The following is a 19,201-nucleotide window of genomic DNA, read 5'->3' as shown; positions in this document are numbered from 1 at the left end:
CCATCCATCGCAATCCATGCGATGACGTGTGAGATAAAAAAATTTGGCGATTTTCAAAATTTGCGGCAAGATGATGGCTGCGAATTTTGTCGTCCGTAGCTAACCCACAGCGGGCGAATCAGCACTACACAGCCCACCCCGATTTGAAAGTAACCCCATGCGTCTCGCCTACTCCACCTGGCCCGAAATCACGGCTTTTTTGAACACGTCCAAAACCGTCATTATCCCCATAGGCTCGAATGAGCAACACGGCCCCATGGGTTTGCTGGGGACTGACTGGATGTGTCCAGAGATCATCGCCACTGCCACCGAAAAAATCGCCCAGCAAAACGGCCAGGCCATGATGCTGGCACCCACCTTCAACATCGGCATGGCGCAGCATCACCTGGGCTTTGCCGGGACGATTTCGCTGCGCCCTTCAACCTTCATGGCGGCGATTGAAGACTGGGTCTTGTCGCTGGCGCGCCATGGCTTCGACCACATTTATTTTTTGAACGGCCACGGTGGCAATATCGCCACCATTGAGGCGGCTTTCTCGCAAATTTATTCGCATTATTCGTACAACAACAAGGCTTGCCCGCTGACCTTGAAACTCAGGAACTGGTGGGATTTGCCTGGCGTTGCGCCGCTATGCCATGAGATGTTCCCGGTTGGCCATGGCTCGCATGCGACTCCCTCAGAAATCGCGGTCACCTACGCTGCTTACCCTGAGCAGGTGCGTCAGGTAGAGCTGACACCAAAAATTCCGCCGACTGGCCCCATCCTTGATGCCCTCGATTACCGCGCCCGTTTCCCGGATGGCCGCATCGGTGCCGACTCCAGCCTGGCGACGATAGAACTGGGGCAGCAGATCATCGATACTGCGGTAGCTGGGTTATTGAGTGACATCAAGCTGTTTAGTGCTGAACAAAAACCTGTGTGATCGCCAATCATACACATTGATAGCCACTGATAGCCACGGATAGCCGTCACATTGATTCACAAAGCTGCTGAAAAAAACATCAACATTTCCACATGGAAATCTGGTATTGTTTTCTTGTAGCCCGATGCTGAAAGAAAAAGTGTGGTCTTTGTATTGCCAAACCAGCCTGCAAAGCCTACTCTGGATTCGCCGTTGCTCGTTACGGTCAGGCATTTGGCCACGCCATAAAAACACATACCGGAGACATCATGAGACAATTTTTCAAAAACATCCTTGTCGCTTTATCCCTGTCATTGCTTGCCCAGGGTAGCGCATTTGCCGCCGACCATGCGACTGCACAAGAAGCAATCGACATGATCAAAAAGGTCGTTACCTACTACAAAGCGAATGGTCCTGAAAAAACCTATGCCGCGGTGAATGACCCCAAGGGGCAGTTCATTTACAAGGATTTGTATGTGTTTGCCGGTACGGTCAAACCTGGCGGTGTCACCCTCGCCCATGGTGGCAACCCCAAATTGCTAGGCAAACCCCTGGGTGAATTGCGTGATGGCGATGGTGTTTTCTTCGTCAAAAAAATCAATGAAGTGGCAGCCAGCAAAGAGGGCAAAGGCTGGGTCGATTACAAATGGCCAAACCCTGTAACCAAGGCGCTGGAGCAAAAAAGTACTTATGTAGAACGGGTAGATGAGATTTATTTTGCTTGCGGCATCTATAAATAAATCTGACCCAGGCTGACCTGCATTTTTGCCCCCCACGCTGACTGGCCGTGATCGTTTGAACACGGCCAGCAGGAATCAAGCTCCCCCTCTTTCGTCTGATGGTAAAATGATAGCTGGCAGTCTCGCTACGCTGTTTTTTAGGCTGTTTTAGACTGTTTTACCTCCCTGTTGCATCCTGATCTGCACACATTAGCTGGATACTTCCAGATGTACAGGATGCATTTGCCCTCTATTTTTACCACTTATTTTTATGCCATATATCGGAGCAGGTTTTCATTTTCTCATCGCCCTGTTTTTTGCGGTGCACGCCATGCGCAACAAACGCGAAATGTACTGGCTGATGATTTTATTCATGTTTCCCTTGCTGGGTAGCGCGGTGTATTTCTTTGCAGTATTTTTGCCAGAATCGCGCCTGGAGCGCGGCATGCGCAAGACCGTGATTGCCGCCGCCAAAAGCCTGAACCCTGGCCGCGAGCTGCGTGAAGCACAGCAGGCCTTTGATCTGGTGCCAACAGCACAAAACCAGATGCGCCTGGCAAATGCCTATCTGGATGCCGGTGATACTGCCAAGGCAGTGCAACAATATGATATCTGCCTGCAAGGGCCTTTTGCCAGTGACGCGGTCATCCGCATGAATGCCGCCGAAGCAAAGATCTTGCATGGTCAGGCTGAAGAGGCCATCACTTTGCTACTGGCAGTAAGCAAAGACCAGCCCAATCACAGGCCAGAACAGCAAGCCCTGTTGCTTGGCAGGGCCTATGTAGCAGCCAGCCGCCAGCAAGAAGCAGGCACCACCTTTGCTGATGCGGTAGCCCGTTTTGGCAGCATGGAGACGCGCGTTGAATATGCCCTCTGGGCCTTGCAGGCAGGTGAGCAAAGTATCGCCGATGCGCAATACGCAGAAATCCAGCAAAACATGCGGCACTGGAATAGCGATACCAAAGCCATGAACCGTGATCTGGTCAAGCGCCTCAATAGTGCTTTTGCTGGCCGCAAGTGATGGGTCTATGTAGGGTGCGCCGTGCGCACCATCGTTGAAAAATACGATTGCTGTTGATCAAAAAAATGGTGCGCATGGCACACCCTACTGGATATTATTAAATTACGCTCACACTCAATGAAAAGCAATCAATACGTTAGCGTAAAATATTCGCGATATGTGTAATTTCGTAGGGTGCGCCGTGCGCACCACTCTTAAAAATACGATTGCTGTTATTCAAAGACGGTGCGCACGGCGCACCCTACAAGATGGCGAACTCTAAGCGTATATTTTTATGCCCAACTATCGACGGTCGCGAATTAAAGGCGCAAGTTATTTTTTTACTTTAACCAGCCTCCACCGAAGACCAATATTGACCAAGCCTGCGATACGGCTATCATTGCGCGCAGCGATACAACAAACCCGCATTTCACATCCTTTCGAGATTGATGCCTGGGTATTACTGCCCGATCATTTGCATTGCATCTGGACTTTACCTCAAGACGATGCAGATTTCTCCATGCGCTGGTCTATGATCAAACGACTGGTAACGCAAGCGTGCGCTAAGAATTTCGGTGTAGAAGAATTATCTTCGTCCCGTACATCAAGAAGAGAATCCGGAATATGGCAACGTCGTTTCTGGGAACATCAAATCCGGGATGACGAAGATTTCGCCAGACATGTTGATTACATTCACTGGAATCCAGTCAAGCATGATTTGGTTAAACGCGCAGGGGATTGGTCTTACTCCACATTTCATCGCTACGTCAAAGAAGGAATATTGTCACCAGAGTGGGGAATTAGCACATCAATGAATGAGTATCATGATTTTGGTGAATAAATCACCGATAGTAGGGTGCGCCGTGCGCACCATCGTTGAAAAATACGATTGCTGTTATTCAAAGACGGTGCGCACGGCGCACCCTACCGGGCTACTCAACTCAACAAAACCACACTCAAAGCCAGCATCACCATGACCCACACCAGGCTGCTGCGGCCAGTGATCAGGCTCAAGGAAACCAATGCGATGCCAAATGTCAGCGGATATAGGCTATGCAGGCTGGCTGAAAATATAGTGCACAAAAGAACCTGAAAGACGCGGCCCAGCGTGCCATAGAGGCGCTTGCTGAGTTTGTTTTTTTCTGCCGCAGTATATTGGTTTGCCGCGTTGGCTGCCTGATTGCCATTATTGTTTGCGCTATCAAATTGCCAGGCTTTGGGTGCTGCCGCAGCTTTCTTTTCTTCCTTCGCAGCTTGTTTTACAGCCTTCTTCTCTTCCGCCACTTGCTGCGCAGTTTGCTCCAGCACGGGGGCAGCGGCTTGCTGTACTTGCCACCAGTCCTGGCCGTTTGCTCTTTGCGGTGTCTTGCCGCTGGCGACTTGCTGGCGTAGCGTAGGCCTTACCGGACGTAATGCTGACTGCGGGGTTGCTGACTGCTCTGCATATTGCGCTCGCAAAGCCTTAATGCGTTGCAGCCATGGTTTACCTTTTACAGGATTGACCATGCAGACATAGCGGGCATAGCCTTCCAGTGCTGACAAGACATCGGTATTGCCATTCCAGTGATAACCAGCCGGACCATTTTTTTCTACCTGGTGCAAGGTGGCGCGGAAGCGGTGCAGGGTCTTGGCATCGATCGTCGGGCTGTGGTTGACGACGATGCCGGTGACCTCCTGCTTTTGGCTGTGACGCATGATGTGCTGCTTGTCGGGATGCAGGGTAAAGCCTTCATCGGCGATGATCTGTTTGACGCGCCACAGGAGTTTGCCGACCGGTGGGCGTTCTTTTTGCTTGCTGGAAAACGTCAGATCATCGGCGTAACGGGTATATACAAAACCCAGCTTGGTCGCTGCCGCATGCAGGCGCTTGTCCAAGGTATGGCACAAGATGTTCGTGATCATCGGGCTGGATGGCGCACCTTGTGGCAGGCTGCGTTTTTCGCCAGCGACAAAATATGTTTGCGTATCAACACGCACTTCTTCTGTTGCCTGTTCAGTACACAGCAGGCCCAGCAGGGTCGCAATCTGGTCGCCATAACCCAGTGATTTGAAAACACCTTTGACGCGTGGATATTCTATGCTGGGGAAGAAGTCTTTCAAATCAAGGTTGATGACTACGGCCTGCCCCACGTGCGGCAAGGCATTGCTGAGTATGGAATGTTGCGGCAAAAAACCATGGGCAGCAGGATGGCAAGGTACTTTGGCGAGGATGTGATCCAGCACCCAGTACTGGCAACGCTTGAGGCGCGGCATGGGGGCAGAAATAAAACGCTGACCACCAGTCTTTTTGGGAATGGCGAATCGTTGGTAGTGACTGACCTGGCTGACCTTGCGCTGGAAACTCATGAAGCGCAATTCGGCCAGTGGTATGCCCATCGCCGTTGCGAGGTCCAGCGACTTTTGCAGCGCGGGCAATTGATAACGCGCCAGCTTTTCGGTATTGGTGCTGGTGTAATTCAAGCCAGTGGAAACGCCGTCGCCCAGATAGCCTATGTCGTTCTGGCGTTTTTCTTGCCATGCCAGTGCCCTGGCGTGGCGCAATTGCGCATGTTTTTGTTTGGTCAGTTCGCGCTTTTCTTTTGCTGCTGCCATGCGTTGCTTGCGCATGTCGCGCAGGGCTGCCTTGGGGTCTTGCACGCGGCGTAACTGGGCCGTCAAGTCATTTAATTCTTTACTGAGTGCAGCTTCGCGTGTGATGAGTTCGTCGGTCACCGATGGCTTGCCACTATCGGCAGGCCAGAAGCCAAGGCGGCGCATCTCTTGCAAGACCACGGCATCTTTGGTGGTCGTGCGCAGGTGGGCATACAATTCATCGCGTGTCATCTGTGACAGGGGTTTGTCAGATGCGTTTTGTACAGATGCTTGCTGTTGTTGTGTCATGACGCTGGTCTCTGTTTTCTTTTGGCGCGCTGGTATCAGCAAATATCAAAGAGCGACAAAAGAATTCACGTTTTCCAAATAAATCAAAAACGGTGAGCCAGACAAAAGAAGGGAAAGCGGCAGGAAGCTCATCGAAGAGCCTTCAGACTGAGAGGCTCCACTCGACGCCGGAAACGACTACCGGCGTGATGGGGTTCACGGAATCCACATCGTCATCACGCCGGTAGTCGTTTCCGGCACAGTGAAGAGAAACTCAGTGATGCATAGCTAAGCAAAAAACATGGATGGCGATACACCATCCGGATTGCAAGAGCCTTCCTGCCAAAATCTATTCTAATGTCCTGCTCACCTCCTGTAAATAACTACGATGTAAAAACTTGTAATGCTGGGTCTCTCACTGCTTGTCATCACTGCTTGCTATTGGCTACTTGCCTGATAGCCAGCATATGTTCACAAGGCCCACGGAACATACGGTTGCGCACGTAGTAATCGCAACTGCAATTGCCTTCGACCAGCCTGTCATCGTTGTCCAGCCTGATCATGGTCTTGCTGAGTTTCTTGGTATTCGTGATACTCGCGCTGACACTGGCTTTCCATTCGATGCCACCACCGGCGACGCGGGCAGACTGCAAATCAAGCAAAAGGTTTTTATGCACGAGTTGTGCGGCCAGCGCTTCACGTTCACTGGCAAAGCGCAGGCTGGCAACATTGATGGGTTCGCGCACCAGGTCGCGCCAGCGGGCTAGCTGATCCACCGCGTCATAGACGACGCGGCCTGCCTGCATGAGGCCGGTCAAGGCAGATGCCACGAGTTTGCTGTCGAGTTGCAATTGCTGCGCCAGGCTGGCGGTGCTGGCTGACCATTGCGAAGACAAGGCATGTGCCACGGCTTGTGCCGTCGTGTCATCAACATCAAGGCGCGGTGCCAGCAAATCAAATTGCCCGGCGCGTGACCAGTCATTGGCTGTCCAGCCAGATAAGCCCAGGGTGTAATCCATGTCAGGCAGATGGGCGATCCAGAAGCTGGGCAAACCTGTTCCCATGAGCATGACGCTGAACTTGTCGGCGACTGCGATCAGGCGTTCCAGTGTCAGCAAGCGACGGCGGCCCCATATCCTGACCTCTGCGGCCTCTTTGCCGGTAAAGACAGAACGCTGACATACCAGCTTGATACCCCATGGCTCAAACAGCATGGTGATGGGCTTACCCGGCTCAAGGATGAAGCGTATCGAGCGCGGCCCTACCCGCTCAGTCTTGCGGCGCAGGATGTGGCAGATGCTATGCACATCCATGGGGTGCAAATCGAGCTTGTGGGCAGGCATGGACATAGCAGTGCTGACTTGCAAAAAACCGCGCATCCAGCTGTCTGGCAAGTCTATCTTGGCCTCATGGTATTGCTCGTCATGACCGGTTTGCACCTGGAAGCCATCGGCCTGGATTTCAAAACGGGTTTCTTTATAGGCGCGTATCTTTTGGAACTCTTCATACAGCGCAGACGAATAATCAATATTCGTAGTACCGCAGGCAAATTCACCCAGATGTTTGAATACACTGTGGCGACAACTCAGGCTGGCATAAGTTGATTCATCACGGCTGAAGCATTCAAAGAACACCTTGTCGGGATGCACGGTGATGACAGGGTCAAGGACGATCCACATGTCGCGGTTTTCTTTGTACAGGTAATCAAAGTATTCGCGCTGCGCCTTGTAGAAAGGTTGCATGAGGCTATATTTTTGATTCTGCACCTTGGTCAGTTCTGCACGGAGCGGCGTGATCTTTTCGCGCAGCTCTTTTTCCTGTGCCATGAAATCTGCCAGCAGGCTGGCCTCATTCTCTGCCAGCCAGGCGAAGTAAGCCGTCCTGTCCTTGGGCTGGGTGCGCAGATCAGACACCACCACATCATGCATGGCACTGATCGCTTCGCGGTAAGCCAGCGCCAGCGTGGGTTGCAGGGTGGCGGAAAAATACGTGGGTGTGCGCAAAGTGTCAGGCGCGAACTGCAAGCTGGTGGCAGTGGCGCTGTCATTCACCTGGCTATTGCCAAAATAGCGGTATTCAAACTTCATACAGACTCCGCAGAAATGGTGGCTATATCTTGATGCAGGCGTGGAGCAACGAGCTGCATGGGCCAGTCGGCTGATTCAGCCAGTGCCGGATACGCTGCCTGCAATTGCGTCAGGCCCAGAATGTATTGCGCCTTGTCCTGTATCGCTACGGTCAATACCTGACGCGTGAAAATCTGTGCGACAAATTGCGCATGTGCTTCAGACAGCAAACCCTGATCCTGCAGGAAACGGATCACGCGGTTCTTGACCGTGCGCGCCTTGTTCACATGTGACAGCACACTGAGAAAATAAGGGCGCAGTTGCTGAAGATGATGAAGTGCTGCCTGCATATCATCATATGCCTGCACACTTTGCTCCAGCCACTGGCTGACAAATAATTGCATGTTGGCTGATGGATGCTGGGCGAGGCTCAATACATATTCGGCGGCGTCTTCCATACGGAAATGGCGGGTAATCAATTGCCTGCCCAGTCTTTGTATGGCAGCTTGCTGATGGTCACATAAAGCCAGCAACTGGGCCAGCGACCATTCGTCAGCACTGATATTGCGGGCAAAATAGTCAGCCGCAAAAGAGCGGGTTTCTGGCCAGCGGGTATCGAGTATGCGCAGTGCATCGTTGAGGCTGGCGCGCACTTCAGGCACATGCTGGTTGAAGTAATGCTGGGCACGCAGCCGCACTTGCAAGACGGCGTGCCTGCCCAGCAAGGCCCATTGCAGGACGCTGAGGCTGGCAGCCAATGTGCCGCTTGCCTGTATCAACAGCATGGCACCCAATTCTTGCGCCCCCTTGCTGCGGGCCTGCAACAAACGCCATTGCATATCCGCAGGCTGCGCCATTATTGCTGTGAGCAAAGGGCCACTGCACCAGTTGATGATGTCGGCATGTACGCTCTCTTCACCATCAGTATTATCGCTACGGAAGATGACGTCGATAAAGTGTGCCAGCAATTTTCCAGAAAAAGTCGCATCTGTAGCGAGCTGGGTAATCACCGGTGTCATGGCCGCCCGCACACGCGCATCCAGCGCTGTTGCGAGGGTCGCGACCAGATCAGGCTGCTGGCGCAATACGTCGGCGGGCAAGGCCGCAAACAAACGGCTGCCCAGGCTTTGCCTGCCGGGATCAGCGTCCTGCAATAAATCACGTAGTGTCAGCGGCGAAACATGGGCGATGCCAGCCGGGTGGGCCAGCAAGATATCGGTCGCCAGCGCCTGTTGCCAGAAGTTCGTTGACTGCAGCAGATCACACCAGAAGGCAATATCCTGGTCTGGCAATTGCGCGACTTGTTCTGCCAGCACATGCTGGATCAGCCATTGCAAGTCATCCCGCAAAGTGTCGATCTGGTTTGCCGCCATGGTGGTCTGCCTTGCCCAGATGGACAGGCGGCTCAAGATTAGCAGCCGTGTCGCAGCAGTTGTAGCATGCGCCAGCAAACGGCAAGTTTCGCGCACGCCTTGTGACGGGCTGGTGATCATCGCCACGATCAGGCCAGCGTCTTGCGCATACAGCTCTGGCGTCTTGCGGATAAAGCCCAGCGCAAAATCAGCAGCAGGCTGATAATCCGTTGCCAGCAAAATCATCAGCCAGTTAAGGTCTGGCGTTTGCTGTGCAAAACGTTGCTTGACGATGGTAAAAGCAAATTCTTTGGTCGGCAGATAGGCGCTTTGCAGCAAGCCCTGCAACTGCTCCACACTCAATTGTTGGCAGTAAGCCTGGTTATCCACCAGGGCACGGGCAGCAAATACATGTACGCCCAGGCACTGGCTGTGTTGCATCAGATAGAGCAATTTTTCTGGTACGGCATCCCATAGTTTTGGGAAAGCTTCCTGCCGTTTCGTGCGCGGTGGATAATCGAGATTATCTGTCGTTGCGGGTATCCACCATTTGAGTGCGGTACGGCTGGTCTTGACGTCGCTATCATGCTGGTGCACAAGCTGGTTGAATACCATCCAGCTGGCATAGGGTGAAAGAAAGCGCAGTTCTGTCGTGTAAGAACGGCTTTGGTAATTCCAGTTAACCAGTCTTTGTATGTGTGCCTTGTCAGCATGGGCATCATCGCAGGCCAGCAATACTCCCGTTGCCATGCTGGTGAAATCGGCACTTTCCAGCTCGCCCAGGCGGCGCAATGTGCGCCAGGTGCGGCGGCGCAGGTAATCACGGGTCAGGCTGGAATAGGCGACCCGGGTATTCGTTTTTTTGACTTCGTCGGCATAACTGACGTAACGTCTTTCCAGATATACATAGCTGGTATTGGAACTGAGCAAAAACAAAGGCCAGGCTTTTTCAAAGCGCTGATGCAGGATGCCGAACAGTTCTGCATCGGCGCGGAATTCTGCAGTTTTGTACAAATGGCGGAAGGCGCGGAACACCAGCAGATTCACTGGCAGGTTGCGCAACTGCTGCAACAGCAAATGCCGCGCCAGTGAAGAAATGCCTGCCTGGTCTATCATGTCCAGTTGCTCCAGCCAGTCATCATGACGCCAAGCACCCCATGACTTGGCAGACAGCAAGGCCAGCAGGACTTCATCCATGCCTTTTTGCAAGTCCCTTGCCTGCTGCGCCTTTTGCCAGGCCGCAAGCAGCTCTATTGGCCATTGCGTGATCATATCCTGGGCAAACTGCTGTGCTTCTTCTGGTGTCGCCAATGCCAGCCAAGCTTGCCGCGCCATGTGGTTGACATGCGCGTCTTTGGAACGCTGGCTCAGCTCATGCATGGCCTGTTTGGCACCGGCATCACCGCAACGCCCTATGGCATAGGCGACGCAATAATCAAGCATGGCATCGGCGCTGCCCAATAGTTCTACCAGGCGTGGCACGGCGGCAGACAGGCGGCGCTCGCCTATGCGCCAGACAGTGCGGGTACGCTCTGCCCTGGACATACCAGACCAGGCGCGCGGCGGCAGGCGATCAAGCAGGATTTTTTCTTGTCCGGATACAGAGGCTGGTTTACTGATTTTTTGCACCAGGGTTTGCGACGAGTGGCCCCATTGCATGGCATCAGCCTTGACCTGGTCCTGTGCTGCTGGAGTAACTGGAATGGATGGAGGTACAGATGTATCCACGAAACCCTGTTCGAGCTTGCTGGCTAACACCTGGGCATACAAAACTTGCGCCTGACCCAGGGCGACAGGGAAAGGGGTCCTCGTGCTTTCCTGCCATTCAGCATCAGGATGACCTTCACGCACATTCACCAGATATAAGGGGGTCGCACCCTCACCCTGCGGTGCCTGTGACAACTCGATTTCGCAATGCCGCTCTGTGGGCGATGTGCGAACCAGCTTCACCATTTTAATCATGCCTTGCATAGCCATGCTCCGGAAAATGTCACCTGCCGGAACCGCAAGTATCAATCCGCTTTTCCGGCATCATAAAGCGAAGCATTATGACATCGTTTATTTTTCTGAACATGCACACTTACGTTTAGCTACAAAAGATGGTTTTTTGCTTTTTACATGCTGTCACATGCCATCAAAAACTGCGTGCTAGAATAGCCCGGCAAGCCTCATCCTGGCATCATTTCAGAATTATTCCAGACTCACTTTATTCTTTCCGCGAGGAACTTATGCACTACCGCCTGATCAGCCGCAATGAACAAAAAGAAATCGTCAAATCCACAGAAGCGGGAGATGATTTTATGGCTGCCGTCAGCCAGGGCGCACATTTGCGCCATGAATTGAATGCCCCTTTCCAGGTTGATCTGATTTCGGTCACCCATGATGGCGAGGAGCACAAGCTGGTGCAACTCGGCGGATTCATCTGAAACCGCACATGAGTCATCAAGATACCGTATTGATTTTGCAGGGTGGCGGTGCCCTGGGTGCCTATCAGGCAGGCGTGTACCAGCAATTGTATGAGGCACACACGCCACTGGACTGGATCATAGGTACCTCCATAGGTGCCATCAACAGTGCGCTGATTGCCGGTAACCCACCTGAAACGCGTCTCACCCAACTCCGTGCTTTCTGGGACAGCCTGGCACCCGACGCCGTCAGCCGTGGCAGCTTCTGGCCGACCTTCTCACCATGGATGAACCTGACCAATAACCTCAATACTCTTAACGCCATCACTCAGGGTGTCAATGGTTTTTTCAAGCCGCGCTTTGGTGCAGCCTGGGATATCAATGCCAGGGTACCTATAGAAGAAGCAGGTTTTTACGACACATCCCCCCTCAAGGCCACGCTGGAAAAATATGTGGATTTTGATTACCTCAACGATGGCCCGATACGCGTCAGCATTTGCGCAGTGGATATCGACAGCGGCCAGGGCGTGGTGTTTGACAGCAAGCGTGGTCGTCTGGGGCCTGAACACATCATGGCCAGCGGCGCCCTGCCACCCGGTTTTGCGCCAGTCAAGATAGGCGATCGTGCCTATTGGGACGGTGGTGTGTATTCCAATACACCGCTTGATGTCTTTCTGGATGAAGAAAGAAAAGCAGATGCGCTGTGCTTCATGATTGATCTGTGGGACCCGTCAGAGACCCGTCCAGAATCGATCTCTGCGGCCATGACGCGCTATAAAAGCATACAGTATGCAAGCCGTTCGGCAGAGCAGTTGCTGATCTACCAGCGCATACAAGACCTGCAGCGCGCCATACGCACACTGACTGAACATCTGCCAGCATCAGAACGTAAAAAAGAAGAGTTGAAGCCGCTGATGGAAATGGGCTGCGACCATACCATCAACGTCGTCCACCTGATCATGAAGGCACTGCCGGACGACAATTATTTCAAGGATGTCGATTTCAGCATGGCTACCATGGAAGCCCGCTGGGCCGCCGGTATCCACGACTGCAAACGCGCCTTGCGCCACAAGTCGTGGCAAAAACCTTTACCACCCCATGCGGGGCTGGTGATTCATGAGTTGCCGCAGGAAGAGTAAGCAAGCTGTTTTAAATGATTTACCCTGGCATATTGCCCACAACAGTTTCTTAATTTGTCTCCAACCAAACAAAGGAGTCAAGCATGTCTGCAAGCAATCGCACTACCTGGGATTTTCTGGCGGATACCTACTGGTATGTCACTTACCCTGACCTGCCAGCATTGCAGTTTTCAAGCAGCGACAATGTATTGAGCTGGACGGGTGACCAGACTGTCTGGCATATCTCTGGCTATAAGAACGGTTATTTTTGGGGCGTATCGTCGGCCCTGATGTTTGATCCAGAATCCAGCGGCAGGACGCAATCACCGCAACAGCGCAGCATGGTGGGTACAGTGACAGCGAATGGCCAGGTGCAAATCAGCTTTATTGGCAGCAAGCGCTTTCAGGGTACCGTGACCGGTTTTGGTCACATGAGCAAACTCGAAGAGCAATGGGTATTCCAGATGCAGATGGCAACCTCGTCTGATAACACGACCCTGCACTGGGCAAACATGATGCAAACCAGCAAGGGCGAGCCAAGCTGGCACAAATTGCCTGGCGTGAATTGCTCAGTAGCAGACATGCTTGAAGGAGCCAAATACCCGCAGTTTGATAATAGCTGACACTGCCGCCGGTTGTGGCGGCATTCATGATCAAGTGCCACTGAACCTTTCTGATCCCCTGAAGTCAAAGCAGGCTCATACTTTTTCCAGGGGACCACACCATGAAGCTGTTTCCAGCCTCTTTCAGTTTGCTTGCCTGCTCTGCCATCTTCGCTGCACTCGCCAGCCTGCCCGCCACCGCCGCAGAACCACTGGACAAGGTCTTGAACATTCCCTTGAACTGGGATGAACGTGCTTCATTTTTCACGGTTGAATTACAGGTCGCCGACAAGACGATCAAGATGATGGTCGATACCGGTTCCAGCAACCAGGTCATCACCGAAAGCACCGCCAGCCTGCTGGGCCTGGACCCTGCCAGGCTACCCGTGGTCGCCACAGGTAAAGACCATGCGGGCACCCCTGTCCCCATCAAGATGCAACCTGTCTTGCAGGCGACCCTGGCTGGTCAGAATATAGACTTGAAAACGGTGGTCATCATCCCCGACAATCCTGATCTCGCCAAGTTAGGCGTGGCAGGCATGATTTCTCCCCAGCTGGTTTTCGACAAGCCCATCAAACTGGACTTCAGCCAGAAACGCTGGACAGTCAATCCCGCCAATAGCCCCTTCACTCTGGATAAGACCAGCACGGCCTACTGGTTCAAGAAAAACAAACTGTTTACCCAGATCGCGGCAGAGGGCAAAGACGCCGTCTGGGGCATGATAGACACGGGCGCAGGCAGCAGTAAGTTTGAAGCGGCCTACCTGGGTCGTCCCTTAACAGAAGACGATTGTGTAGTGCGCGGTGTTGCGGGCTGCGGCAAGGGACAGAAAGACACTAGCCCCACCAGGCTGGATTTTGGCGGTGCAAAATTCACCCTGCCGGAAGTCGTGCTGTTAAAGACCATCAAGCACGGCGACAAGCCGGATGAAAAAGCCCTGATAGGCATGAGCATATTGCGTTTTTGCAGCATCACGATCAACAAGCGACTCGATGAACAGATAGGGCTGGCTTGTACGACAGGGCAATGAAGCCCCGTTTTTTAAAACAAGCTGGCCCCCTGCCCACATCATGTCAACATCATCGACGCAGCACAAGCTTCAGGACTGCAGCCATTACCAGGAATTGACATGGTGCGCACGGCGCACACTATAAAATTTTACACCGTACGCTTGCGCAAGTGATGCAAGGCCAGCGCCAATTGCGTGCCGACGACTGCATTGTTTTTGACCAGCGCAATATTGGTTTCCAGGCTGCGGCCTTCTGTCATTTGTTTGATGCGGTTCAGCAGGAAAGGTGTGATGGCCTTGCCGGTGATGTCCATCTCATCTGCCAGTTGCAGTGCTTTTTGGGTGATGGATTCTATCTCTTCCTTGGGCATGGCTGATTCTACCGGCACCGGATTGGCAATGACGATACCGCCGTTTAATCCCAGGTTCCATTTGGCGTGGATGAATTCTGCCTGTTGTTCTGCCGTGTCGAGCTGGAAGTCTGCCTTGTAACCGCTGTCGGCGGTAAAGAAAGCCGGGAAGGCTGGCTGGCCTACGCTAACGACTGGCACGCCATGGGTCTCAAGATATTCCAGCGTCAGGCCTATGTCGAGTATGGATTTGGCACCGGCACAAACCACGGCAACCGAGGTGCGGGCCAGCTCTTGCAAATCAGCAGAAATATCGAAACTGGTTTCAGCACCGCGATGTACGCCGCCTATGCCGCCGGTGACAAACACTTCTATGCCTGCCAGCGCGGCGCAGATCATGGTGGCGGCTACTGTCGTTGCACCGAGTTTGTTATTGGTCAGTGCATAAGCCAGGTCGCGGCGGCTGACTTTCATGGCGTCGGGCGAATTGCCCAGCAGCTCCAGTTCTTCGTCATTCAAGCCTATATGGATTTTGCCATTCATGATGGCGATGGTGGCTGGCACGGCGCCGCCATCGCGGATGATTTGTTCCAGTTCACGTGCAGTCTGCACATTTTGTGGATAAGGCATGCCATGTGAAATGATGGTGGATTCGAGTGCCACCACAGGCTTGGCCGCCAGGCGGGCAGCACGGACTTCGTCGGATAAGACCAGATAAGATTGCATGATGTTTCCTTTTTTAGAAATACAGGATAAGTCGCGTATTTATTGTTATTTATTAAGCTTCTTCAAAAATAGTCGGGCTGATCGTTGCCGCCACTGTCGCATCGCTTTCCAGCGTCAGTTTCGCCAGCTTCAAACCATATTCACAGGCCAGGCGCAGATCGTCTGGCTGGCTACACAAAGACCAGGCTACGCCTGCGGCAAAGGCATCGCCCGCACCTGTGGCATCGCGCACACTGGCTGATGGCGCAGGCATGTGCTGCATGCCACTGCTGCCAGTAAAAGTTACGCCTGCCACGCCCTTGGTGACGATGATGTCCTGCACGCCACGCTGCTGCAATTGTTTGCAGGCTGCTTCCAGTTCTGCCTGGCTTTGAATGCCATGTCCGACAGCAGCTGCGAATTCGCCCTGGTTCAATAACAGCAGGCGCAAGCCATGCAAATCCTGCGGCAGGCGTGCCATCTTGGGTTCAGACACAGCAACCGCCATCAGCGGCATCGCCTGTTGATGCGCTTCTTGTAATAACAAGCCTATGCTATCTGTCGGTAAATTCAAGTCGATGATGGTGAAAGCGGCGTGGCCGCGCTGGGTCTGGCGACTGTGCAGGTAATCCGGTGTCAGGGCATCGCAGCATTCCATGTGGGCCAATGCCAGCACCATGTCGCCCTCATCATTGAGCAAGGCAGTATAGCTGCCGCTATGCACTCCAGCCGCCTGCAGACAGGCTTTGACATCTATGCCTACGGATTGCGCATGATCGAGCATGCTACGCCCGGCGGCATCGTCACCCACCGCGCACAACAGGCGTGTTGGCATGCCCAGGCGTGCCAGGTTCTCGGCAATATTGCGGGCGACACCGCCAAAAGCTTCATGCTGGCTGACCGGGTTCGAGGTACCCATCTGCACCGGCCCCAGGGTACGCAATTTGCGGTCTATATTTGCCCCGCCTATGCATACGACTGGTCGCTGGTCTGGCAAGACATAGGCCCGGCCCAGCAAGCGCTTGTCTCGTATCAGCGCGGCGATATGCCCAGCCACGGCAGAACGTGACAAACCTAGCTGGTCTGCCAGCTCTTGCTGCGAGATAAAAGGTTGGGCAGCGATGAGCTGGTAGAGCTGTTCTTTTTTGGATGGTGTTGCTGTCATGTTCTTGCCTGACGGTTTGGGATTTCTTCACATTATAAACAATTGTTTTCAACATGAGACAAATGTTTTTAAATTTAAACCTGAATGCCGGCGACAAGCTTGGGTTGCGCAGAGCAGGCCAGAAAATGACAATAATTAACATAAAGTCTAATCTTTTTTATAATTTTAAATAAAAAAATGATAATCTTTCGAATGCAGATGAAGGGTGCGAATGAGAACGGGCAGCAGCAGCCCAGCCAACACTGAAAGTTACGGTAGTACCCGGATAAATCCGCATCACTACCGACACTACCGACACATCAAAACAAAACCAACGAAAGGGAAACCATGAACACGTCTGACCGCAAGCAGCGCAAGCCTGCCCACGCAGTGAAACTGACTACCTGCATTTCTTTACTGGCTACGGCTTGCCTGTGTCCGCTGGCACAAGCACAAATCCTGCCGCCGGATGCCAAGCCGACCTGCACTACCTCTACCCCGGCTAATCCCGGTGGGCCGGCGCCAATTCCATTCGCGCAATGGTTTGAGCCCGCCGGTGTTACCAACGGTGGCCTGGTCAAAGCTGCCGACAGCGTGAATTTTGCTGATGCGTCGGCATGCAGTTTTTATCAATGGTCACACCAGATGTTTTTATGGCTGACTTCACCCACACCCAAAGGGCTCTCTGGTGGCGATCATATCTTCTCTTCTTCAGCTTTCTATGGGGTATCACCAGCCGCCAATGGAGCGCGCAACTTCATACCACAACTGACCAGGCAGGCAATGAACTTCAGCCCTTTGCTGCGGCAACTGGGGCCGAATAATCTGCCTGTGGCATTTGACAAGTCAGGCAAATTGTTTGAAGTCTTGCCGCCCAAGCTGGCACCGAGTGGCAAGGCAACCACGCTCAACAAGGCTGGTAAAACGGTAGAAATAGATCATGCTGAAGTAGGTGCAACTGGCAAGGTCATCCTGTTGGCCAAGGGTGGCAAGCAGATAGAAACTGATCTGGCTGCCAACCTGCGTGCGCGCCTGCCCAAAAAGCAAACTGCCTTGCTGACCGCGGCAAGTACCGACAGCAATATCGTGCAAAGCTTCAAGCGGGATGCCAAGGGTGGCCTGATTTATCTGGATGCAGCAGGTAATGAAGTCGATATGACCATAGGCCAGGCAGGTGGCAGCAATGTGCTGGTCGCACAAAATGGTTCGCTGGTGTATTACTCGATAGCCGCGAATGATTTGTTCGCCTACTTCCTGACGCAGAGAAAACCGAATGCACCGGCAAACCTGATGTATCCAACCACTGCACAAGAATTGGCCGACGTGGTTGCCTATGCCAAGAAAGCCGGACTGCGTGACCTGGCAGCCCCAGAAGCGCTGGCTGTTGAAGTCAAGCTGGCATGGATAGAAACGACAGGTTTTGATGAAGCAACCAAAAAGAAATTCATCATCATCGATGCTGAAATACCAGATGTCAGCATCAACCAGCCAGCATCGCTGAAACCGGGCGCAGTCAAAAACAAAAAAACCAAACTGGCACTGGTCGGTGCGCATGTGGTCGGCAGCGCAAAAGGCAATCCTGAGTTGATCTGGGCAACCTTTGAGCACATGGACAATACGCCAAATGCCGAATACAAATACATAGATGTGAACGGCGCAGAGAAACTGGTGCCGCAAAACACCAAGGGTAAATGGCTGTTCAGCCAGGATGGCGCAACAGGCCCTTTCAACCAGGCCCTGTACAAGGCTTCCGGCAATAGCATCACTTGCACCGACACGACCAAGCCTTGCGTAGTCAAACCGAATGACACCATACGCTGGAAACCCTGGGGCGCGGCAGCCGACCAGAATCCACGCCAGGCTGACCCTACCCATGCTGGCCCTGTCATCACCCCGCCTGAATCCAATACTGACTTGTTGTCGATCAACAATAGCGTCATTTCACAACTGGCACCAGGCGATGTACGCAAGAATTACCTGATGATAGGTTCAACCTGGACCACGGGTGGCCGCGCACCTGATTCAGACAAACCACCAGCCACGGCCATCAACCAGGTCGGTACCAGCAGACTGGCCAATACCACGATGGAAACCGTGCATCAGGGCTCGAACATCAACTGGGCAGGCGGTACCAATTGCTTTAGCTGCCACACGAGTAATACCGTGACTGTCAGTCATATCTGGAATGAGCTGAACCCCTTGCCAAAAACGCAGGTGAAGGCAAAAACCAAGTAAGCTGACTAAGCCAACAGTCATTAGCAATCGTCATTAGCAATCGTCATTAGCAATCGTCATTAGCAATCGTCATTACAAAAAAAAACCGCAGACTTTACAGGTCTGCGGTTTTTCTCTTCTTTGAGCTATTTCTTGGATCCATTTCATCCCCGCCAGCCACAGCAATTGCTTTTACGGTGCAGCTAATCAGAGTTTTGTACTTCACTTTGTATTACCGGTATCGCCAATATAGGTCAAATAAACAGCCCGGTATGTTCGTCAGCGTACGGATGGGCAGCTTTATTGCGCGCATGCTGTGTGAGCATTGCGATATCTGTGCTGGCGCTGCCTGCATGCAGATGGATGTCAGCTTCGCTCTTGAAGCTAATGAAGTTCCGATATTTAATCAACCAAGGCTACCCCATGAAAATTTCCATCCTGATTTTGACACTCGCTGGCGTAATGGCGACCAGTGCCTGTGACCGTCAACCTGCACAAGTTGCCGTGCCGGTTGCAGTTCCAGTGGCTGTACCCGGCCCTGCCGGTGCACCCGGAGCGACTGGCGCTACCGGTGCCACGGGCGCAACAGGCACACCTGCCTCTGTAGGAGCCACAGGCCCTGCGGGCGCCGATGGCATGCAAGGCGCAACAGGTGAAAAAGGTGCACCAGGCTATGACGGTCAAAAAGGTAAAACTGGCGAACCTGGCAAACCAGGTGACACTATCGTCGTCTTGCCACAGAAGTAAATCCACAGG

At 53.0% G+C, this 19,201-nt stretch carries 15 protein-coding genes; 10 read left to right on the top strand and 5 right to left on the bottom strand.

From position 1 onward, the window contains the following. The first annotated feature begins 157 nt into the window (after positions 1-157). The 4 genes from UNDKW_RS02980 (at position 158) to UNDKW_RS02965 (ending at position 3,461) form a co-directional block, all read left to right on the top strand. Entirely contained in the window at positions 158-922 is a 765-nt protein-coding gene (locus UNDKW_RS02980) for a creatininase family protein (protein WP_162057511.1), read from the top strand. A gap of 248 nt (positions 923-1,170) precedes the next feature. Further along, the gene (locus UNDKW_RS02975; protein WP_162057510.1) at positions 1,171-1,641 is read left to right on the top strand and encodes a cache domain-containing protein; all 471 of its coding nucleotides are present in this window, start codon (positions 1,171-1,173) and stop codon (positions 1,639-1,641) included. A 250-nt stretch (positions 1,642-1,891) separates the two neighbouring features. Continuing rightward, a complete protein-coding gene (locus UNDKW_RS02970; protein ID WP_162057509.1) occupies positions 1,892-2,641 on the top strand; it encodes a tetratricopeptide repeat protein in 750 nt (249 codons plus the stop codon). Between the two features lie 274 nt (positions 2,642-2,915). Next, entirely contained in the window at positions 2,916-3,461 is a 546-nt protein-coding gene (locus tag UNDKW_RS02965) for a transposase (RefSeq protein WP_162057508.1), read from the top strand. 95 nt (positions 3,462-3,556) lie between these two features. On the opposite strand, the gene UNDKW_RS02960 is transcribed toward UNDKW_RS02965, so the two are convergent. From UNDKW_RS02960 to UNDKW_RS02950, 3 genes are all read right to left on the bottom strand, one after another. Further along, a complete protein-coding gene (locus tag UNDKW_RS02960; RefSeq protein WP_162057507.1) occupies positions 3,557-5,500 on the bottom strand; it encodes a reverse transcriptase family protein in 1,944 nt (647 codons plus the stop codon). Positions 5,501-5,907: 407 nt separating this feature from the next. After that, on the bottom strand, positions 5,908-7,566 hold the full coding sequence (locus tag UNDKW_RS02955; RefSeq protein WP_162057506.1) for an SWIM zinc finger family protein: 1,659 nt from the start codon (positions 7,564-7,566) through the stop codon (positions 5,908-5,910). After that, positions 7,563-10,868 carry a hypothetical protein gene (locus UNDKW_RS02950; RefSeq protein ID WP_162057505.1) on the bottom strand — a complete coding sequence of 1,102 codons (3,306 nt, stop codon included), beginning with the start codon at positions 10,866-10,868 and terminating at the stop codon, positions 7,563-7,565. The genes UNDKW_RS02955 and UNDKW_RS02950 overlap by 4 nt, the downstream gene beginning before the upstream one ends. 257 nt (positions 10,869-11,125) lie before the next feature. Between UNDKW_RS02950 and UNDKW_RS02945 the strand changes: the two genes are divergently transcribed. The 4 genes from UNDKW_RS02945 to UNDKW_RS02930 all read left to right on the top strand — a co-directional run bounded on the left by UNDKW_RS02945 (position 11,126) and on the right by UNDKW_RS02930 (position 14,053). Then, positions 11,126-11,323, top strand: coding sequence for a hypothetical protein (locus UNDKW_RS02945; RefSeq protein WP_162057504.1), 198 nt, complete (start codon positions 11,126-11,128; stop codon positions 11,321-11,323). A gap of 8 nt (positions 11,324-11,331) precedes the next feature. Then, positions 11,332-12,441 carry a patatin-like phospholipase family protein gene (locus UNDKW_RS02940; RefSeq protein ID WP_162057503.1) on the top strand — a complete coding sequence of 370 codons (1,110 nt, stop codon included), beginning with the start codon at positions 11,332-11,334 and terminating at the stop codon, positions 12,439-12,441. Between the two features lie 83 nt (positions 12,442-12,524). Next, positions 12,525-13,043: a hypothetical protein gene (locus UNDKW_RS02935; protein ID WP_162057502.1), complete on the top strand. Its 519-nt coding sequence runs from the start codon at positions 12,525-12,527 to the stop codon at positions 13,041-13,043. Positions 13,044-13,144: 101 nt separating this feature from the next. Further along, positions 13,145-14,053, top strand: a complete 909-nt coding sequence (locus tag UNDKW_RS02930) for an aspartyl protease family protein (protein ID WP_162057501.1) — start codon at positions 13,145-13,147, stop codon at positions 14,051-14,053. Positions 14,054-14,181: 128 nt separating this feature from the next. On the opposite strand, the gene UNDKW_RS02925 is transcribed toward UNDKW_RS02930, so the two are convergent. Further along, the gene (locus UNDKW_RS02925) at positions 14,182-15,108 is read right to left on the bottom strand and encodes a pseudouridine-5'-phosphate glycosidase (protein ID WP_162057500.1); all 927 of its coding nucleotides are present in this window, start codon (positions 15,106-15,108) and stop codon (positions 14,182-14,184) included. A gap of 52 nt (positions 15,109-15,160) precedes the next feature. Then, positions 15,161-16,252: a PfkB family carbohydrate kinase gene (locus tag UNDKW_RS02920; RefSeq protein WP_162057499.1), complete on the bottom strand. Its 1,092-nt coding sequence runs from the start codon at positions 16,250-16,252 to the stop codon at positions 15,161-15,163. A 327-nt stretch (positions 16,253-16,579) separates the two neighbouring features. On the opposite strand from UNDKW_RS02920, the gene UNDKW_RS02915 reads away from it, so the two are divergent. Then, positions 16,580-18,466, top strand: coding sequence for a hypothetical protein (locus UNDKW_RS02915; protein ID WP_162057498.1), 1,887 nt, complete (start codon positions 16,580-16,582; stop codon positions 18,464-18,466). 402 nt (positions 18,467-18,868) lie between these two features. Then, positions 18,869-19,192 carry a collagen-like protein gene (locus UNDKW_RS02910; RefSeq protein WP_162057497.1) on the top strand — a complete coding sequence of 108 codons (324 nt, stop codon included), beginning with the start codon at positions 18,869-18,871 and terminating at the stop codon, positions 19,190-19,192. The last annotated feature ends 9 nt before the right edge of the window (positions 19,193-19,201 follow it).

Origin of the sequence: Undibacterium sp. KW1 (assembly GCF_009937955.1) — a bacterium.
Lineage (GTDB): Bacteria > Pseudomonadota > Gammaproteobacteria > Burkholderiales > Burkholderiaceae_D > Undibacterium.
The sequence above is the reverse complement of the archived record's forward strand: the minus strand, read 5'-3'. Positions and strand labels throughout refer to the sequence as shown.

Excerpts from the sequence above, each read along its gene's own strand:
- UNDKW_RS02980 (WP_162057511.1), top strand. The coding sequence starts at position 158 with ATGCGTCTCGCCTACTCCACCTGGCCCGAAATCACGGCTTTTTTGAAC.
- UNDKW_RS02975 (WP_162057510.1), top strand. The coding sequence starts at position 1,171 with ATGAGACAATTTTTCAAAAACATCCTTGTCGCTTTATCCCTGTCATTG.
- UNDKW_RS02970 (WP_162057509.1), top strand. The coding sequence starts at position 1,892 with ATGCCATATATCGGAGCAGGTTTTCATTTTCTCATCGCCCTGTTTTTT.
- UNDKW_RS02965 (WP_162057508.1), top strand. The coding sequence starts at position 2,916 with ATGCCCAACTATCGACGGTCGCGAATTAAAGGCGCAAGTTATTTTTTT.
- UNDKW_RS02960 (WP_162057507.1), bottom strand. The coding sequence starts at position 5,500 with ATGACACAACAACAGCAAGCATCTGTACAAAACGCATCTGACAAACCC.
- UNDKW_RS02955 (WP_162057506.1), bottom strand. The coding sequence starts at position 7,566 with ATGAAGTTTGAATACCGCTATTTTGGCAATAGCCAGGTGAATGACAGC.
- UNDKW_RS02950 (WP_162057505.1), bottom strand. The coding sequence starts at position 10,868 with ATGCAAGGCATGATTAAAATGGTGAAGCTGGTTCGCACATCGCCCACA.
- UNDKW_RS02945 (WP_162057504.1), top strand. The coding sequence starts at position 11,126 with ATGCACTACCGCCTGATCAGCCGCAATGAACAAAAAGAAATCGTCAAA.
- UNDKW_RS02940 (WP_162057503.1), top strand. The coding sequence starts at position 11,332 with ATGAGTCATCAAGATACCGTATTGATTTTGCAGGGTGGCGGTGCCCTG.
- UNDKW_RS02935 (WP_162057502.1), top strand. The coding sequence starts at position 12,525 with ATGTCTGCAAGCAATCGCACTACCTGGGATTTTCTGGCGGATACCTAC.
- UNDKW_RS02930 (WP_162057501.1), top strand. The coding sequence starts at position 13,145 with ATGAAGCTGTTTCCAGCCTCTTTCAGTTTGCTTGCCTGCTCTGCCATC.
- UNDKW_RS02925 (WP_162057500.1), bottom strand. The coding sequence starts at position 15,108 with ATGCAATCTTATCTGGTCTTATCCGACGAAGTCCGTGCTGCCCGCCTG.
- UNDKW_RS02920 (WP_162057499.1), bottom strand. The coding sequence starts at position 16,252 with ATGACAGCAACACCATCCAAAAAAGAACAGCTCTACCAGCTCATCGCT.
- UNDKW_RS02915 (WP_162057498.1), top strand. The coding sequence starts at position 16,580 with ATGAACACGTCTGACCGCAAGCAGCGCAAGCCTGCCCACGCAGTGAAA.
- UNDKW_RS02910 (WP_162057497.1), top strand. The coding sequence starts at position 18,869 with ATGAAAATTTCCATCCTGATTTTGACACTCGCTGGCGTAATGGCGACC.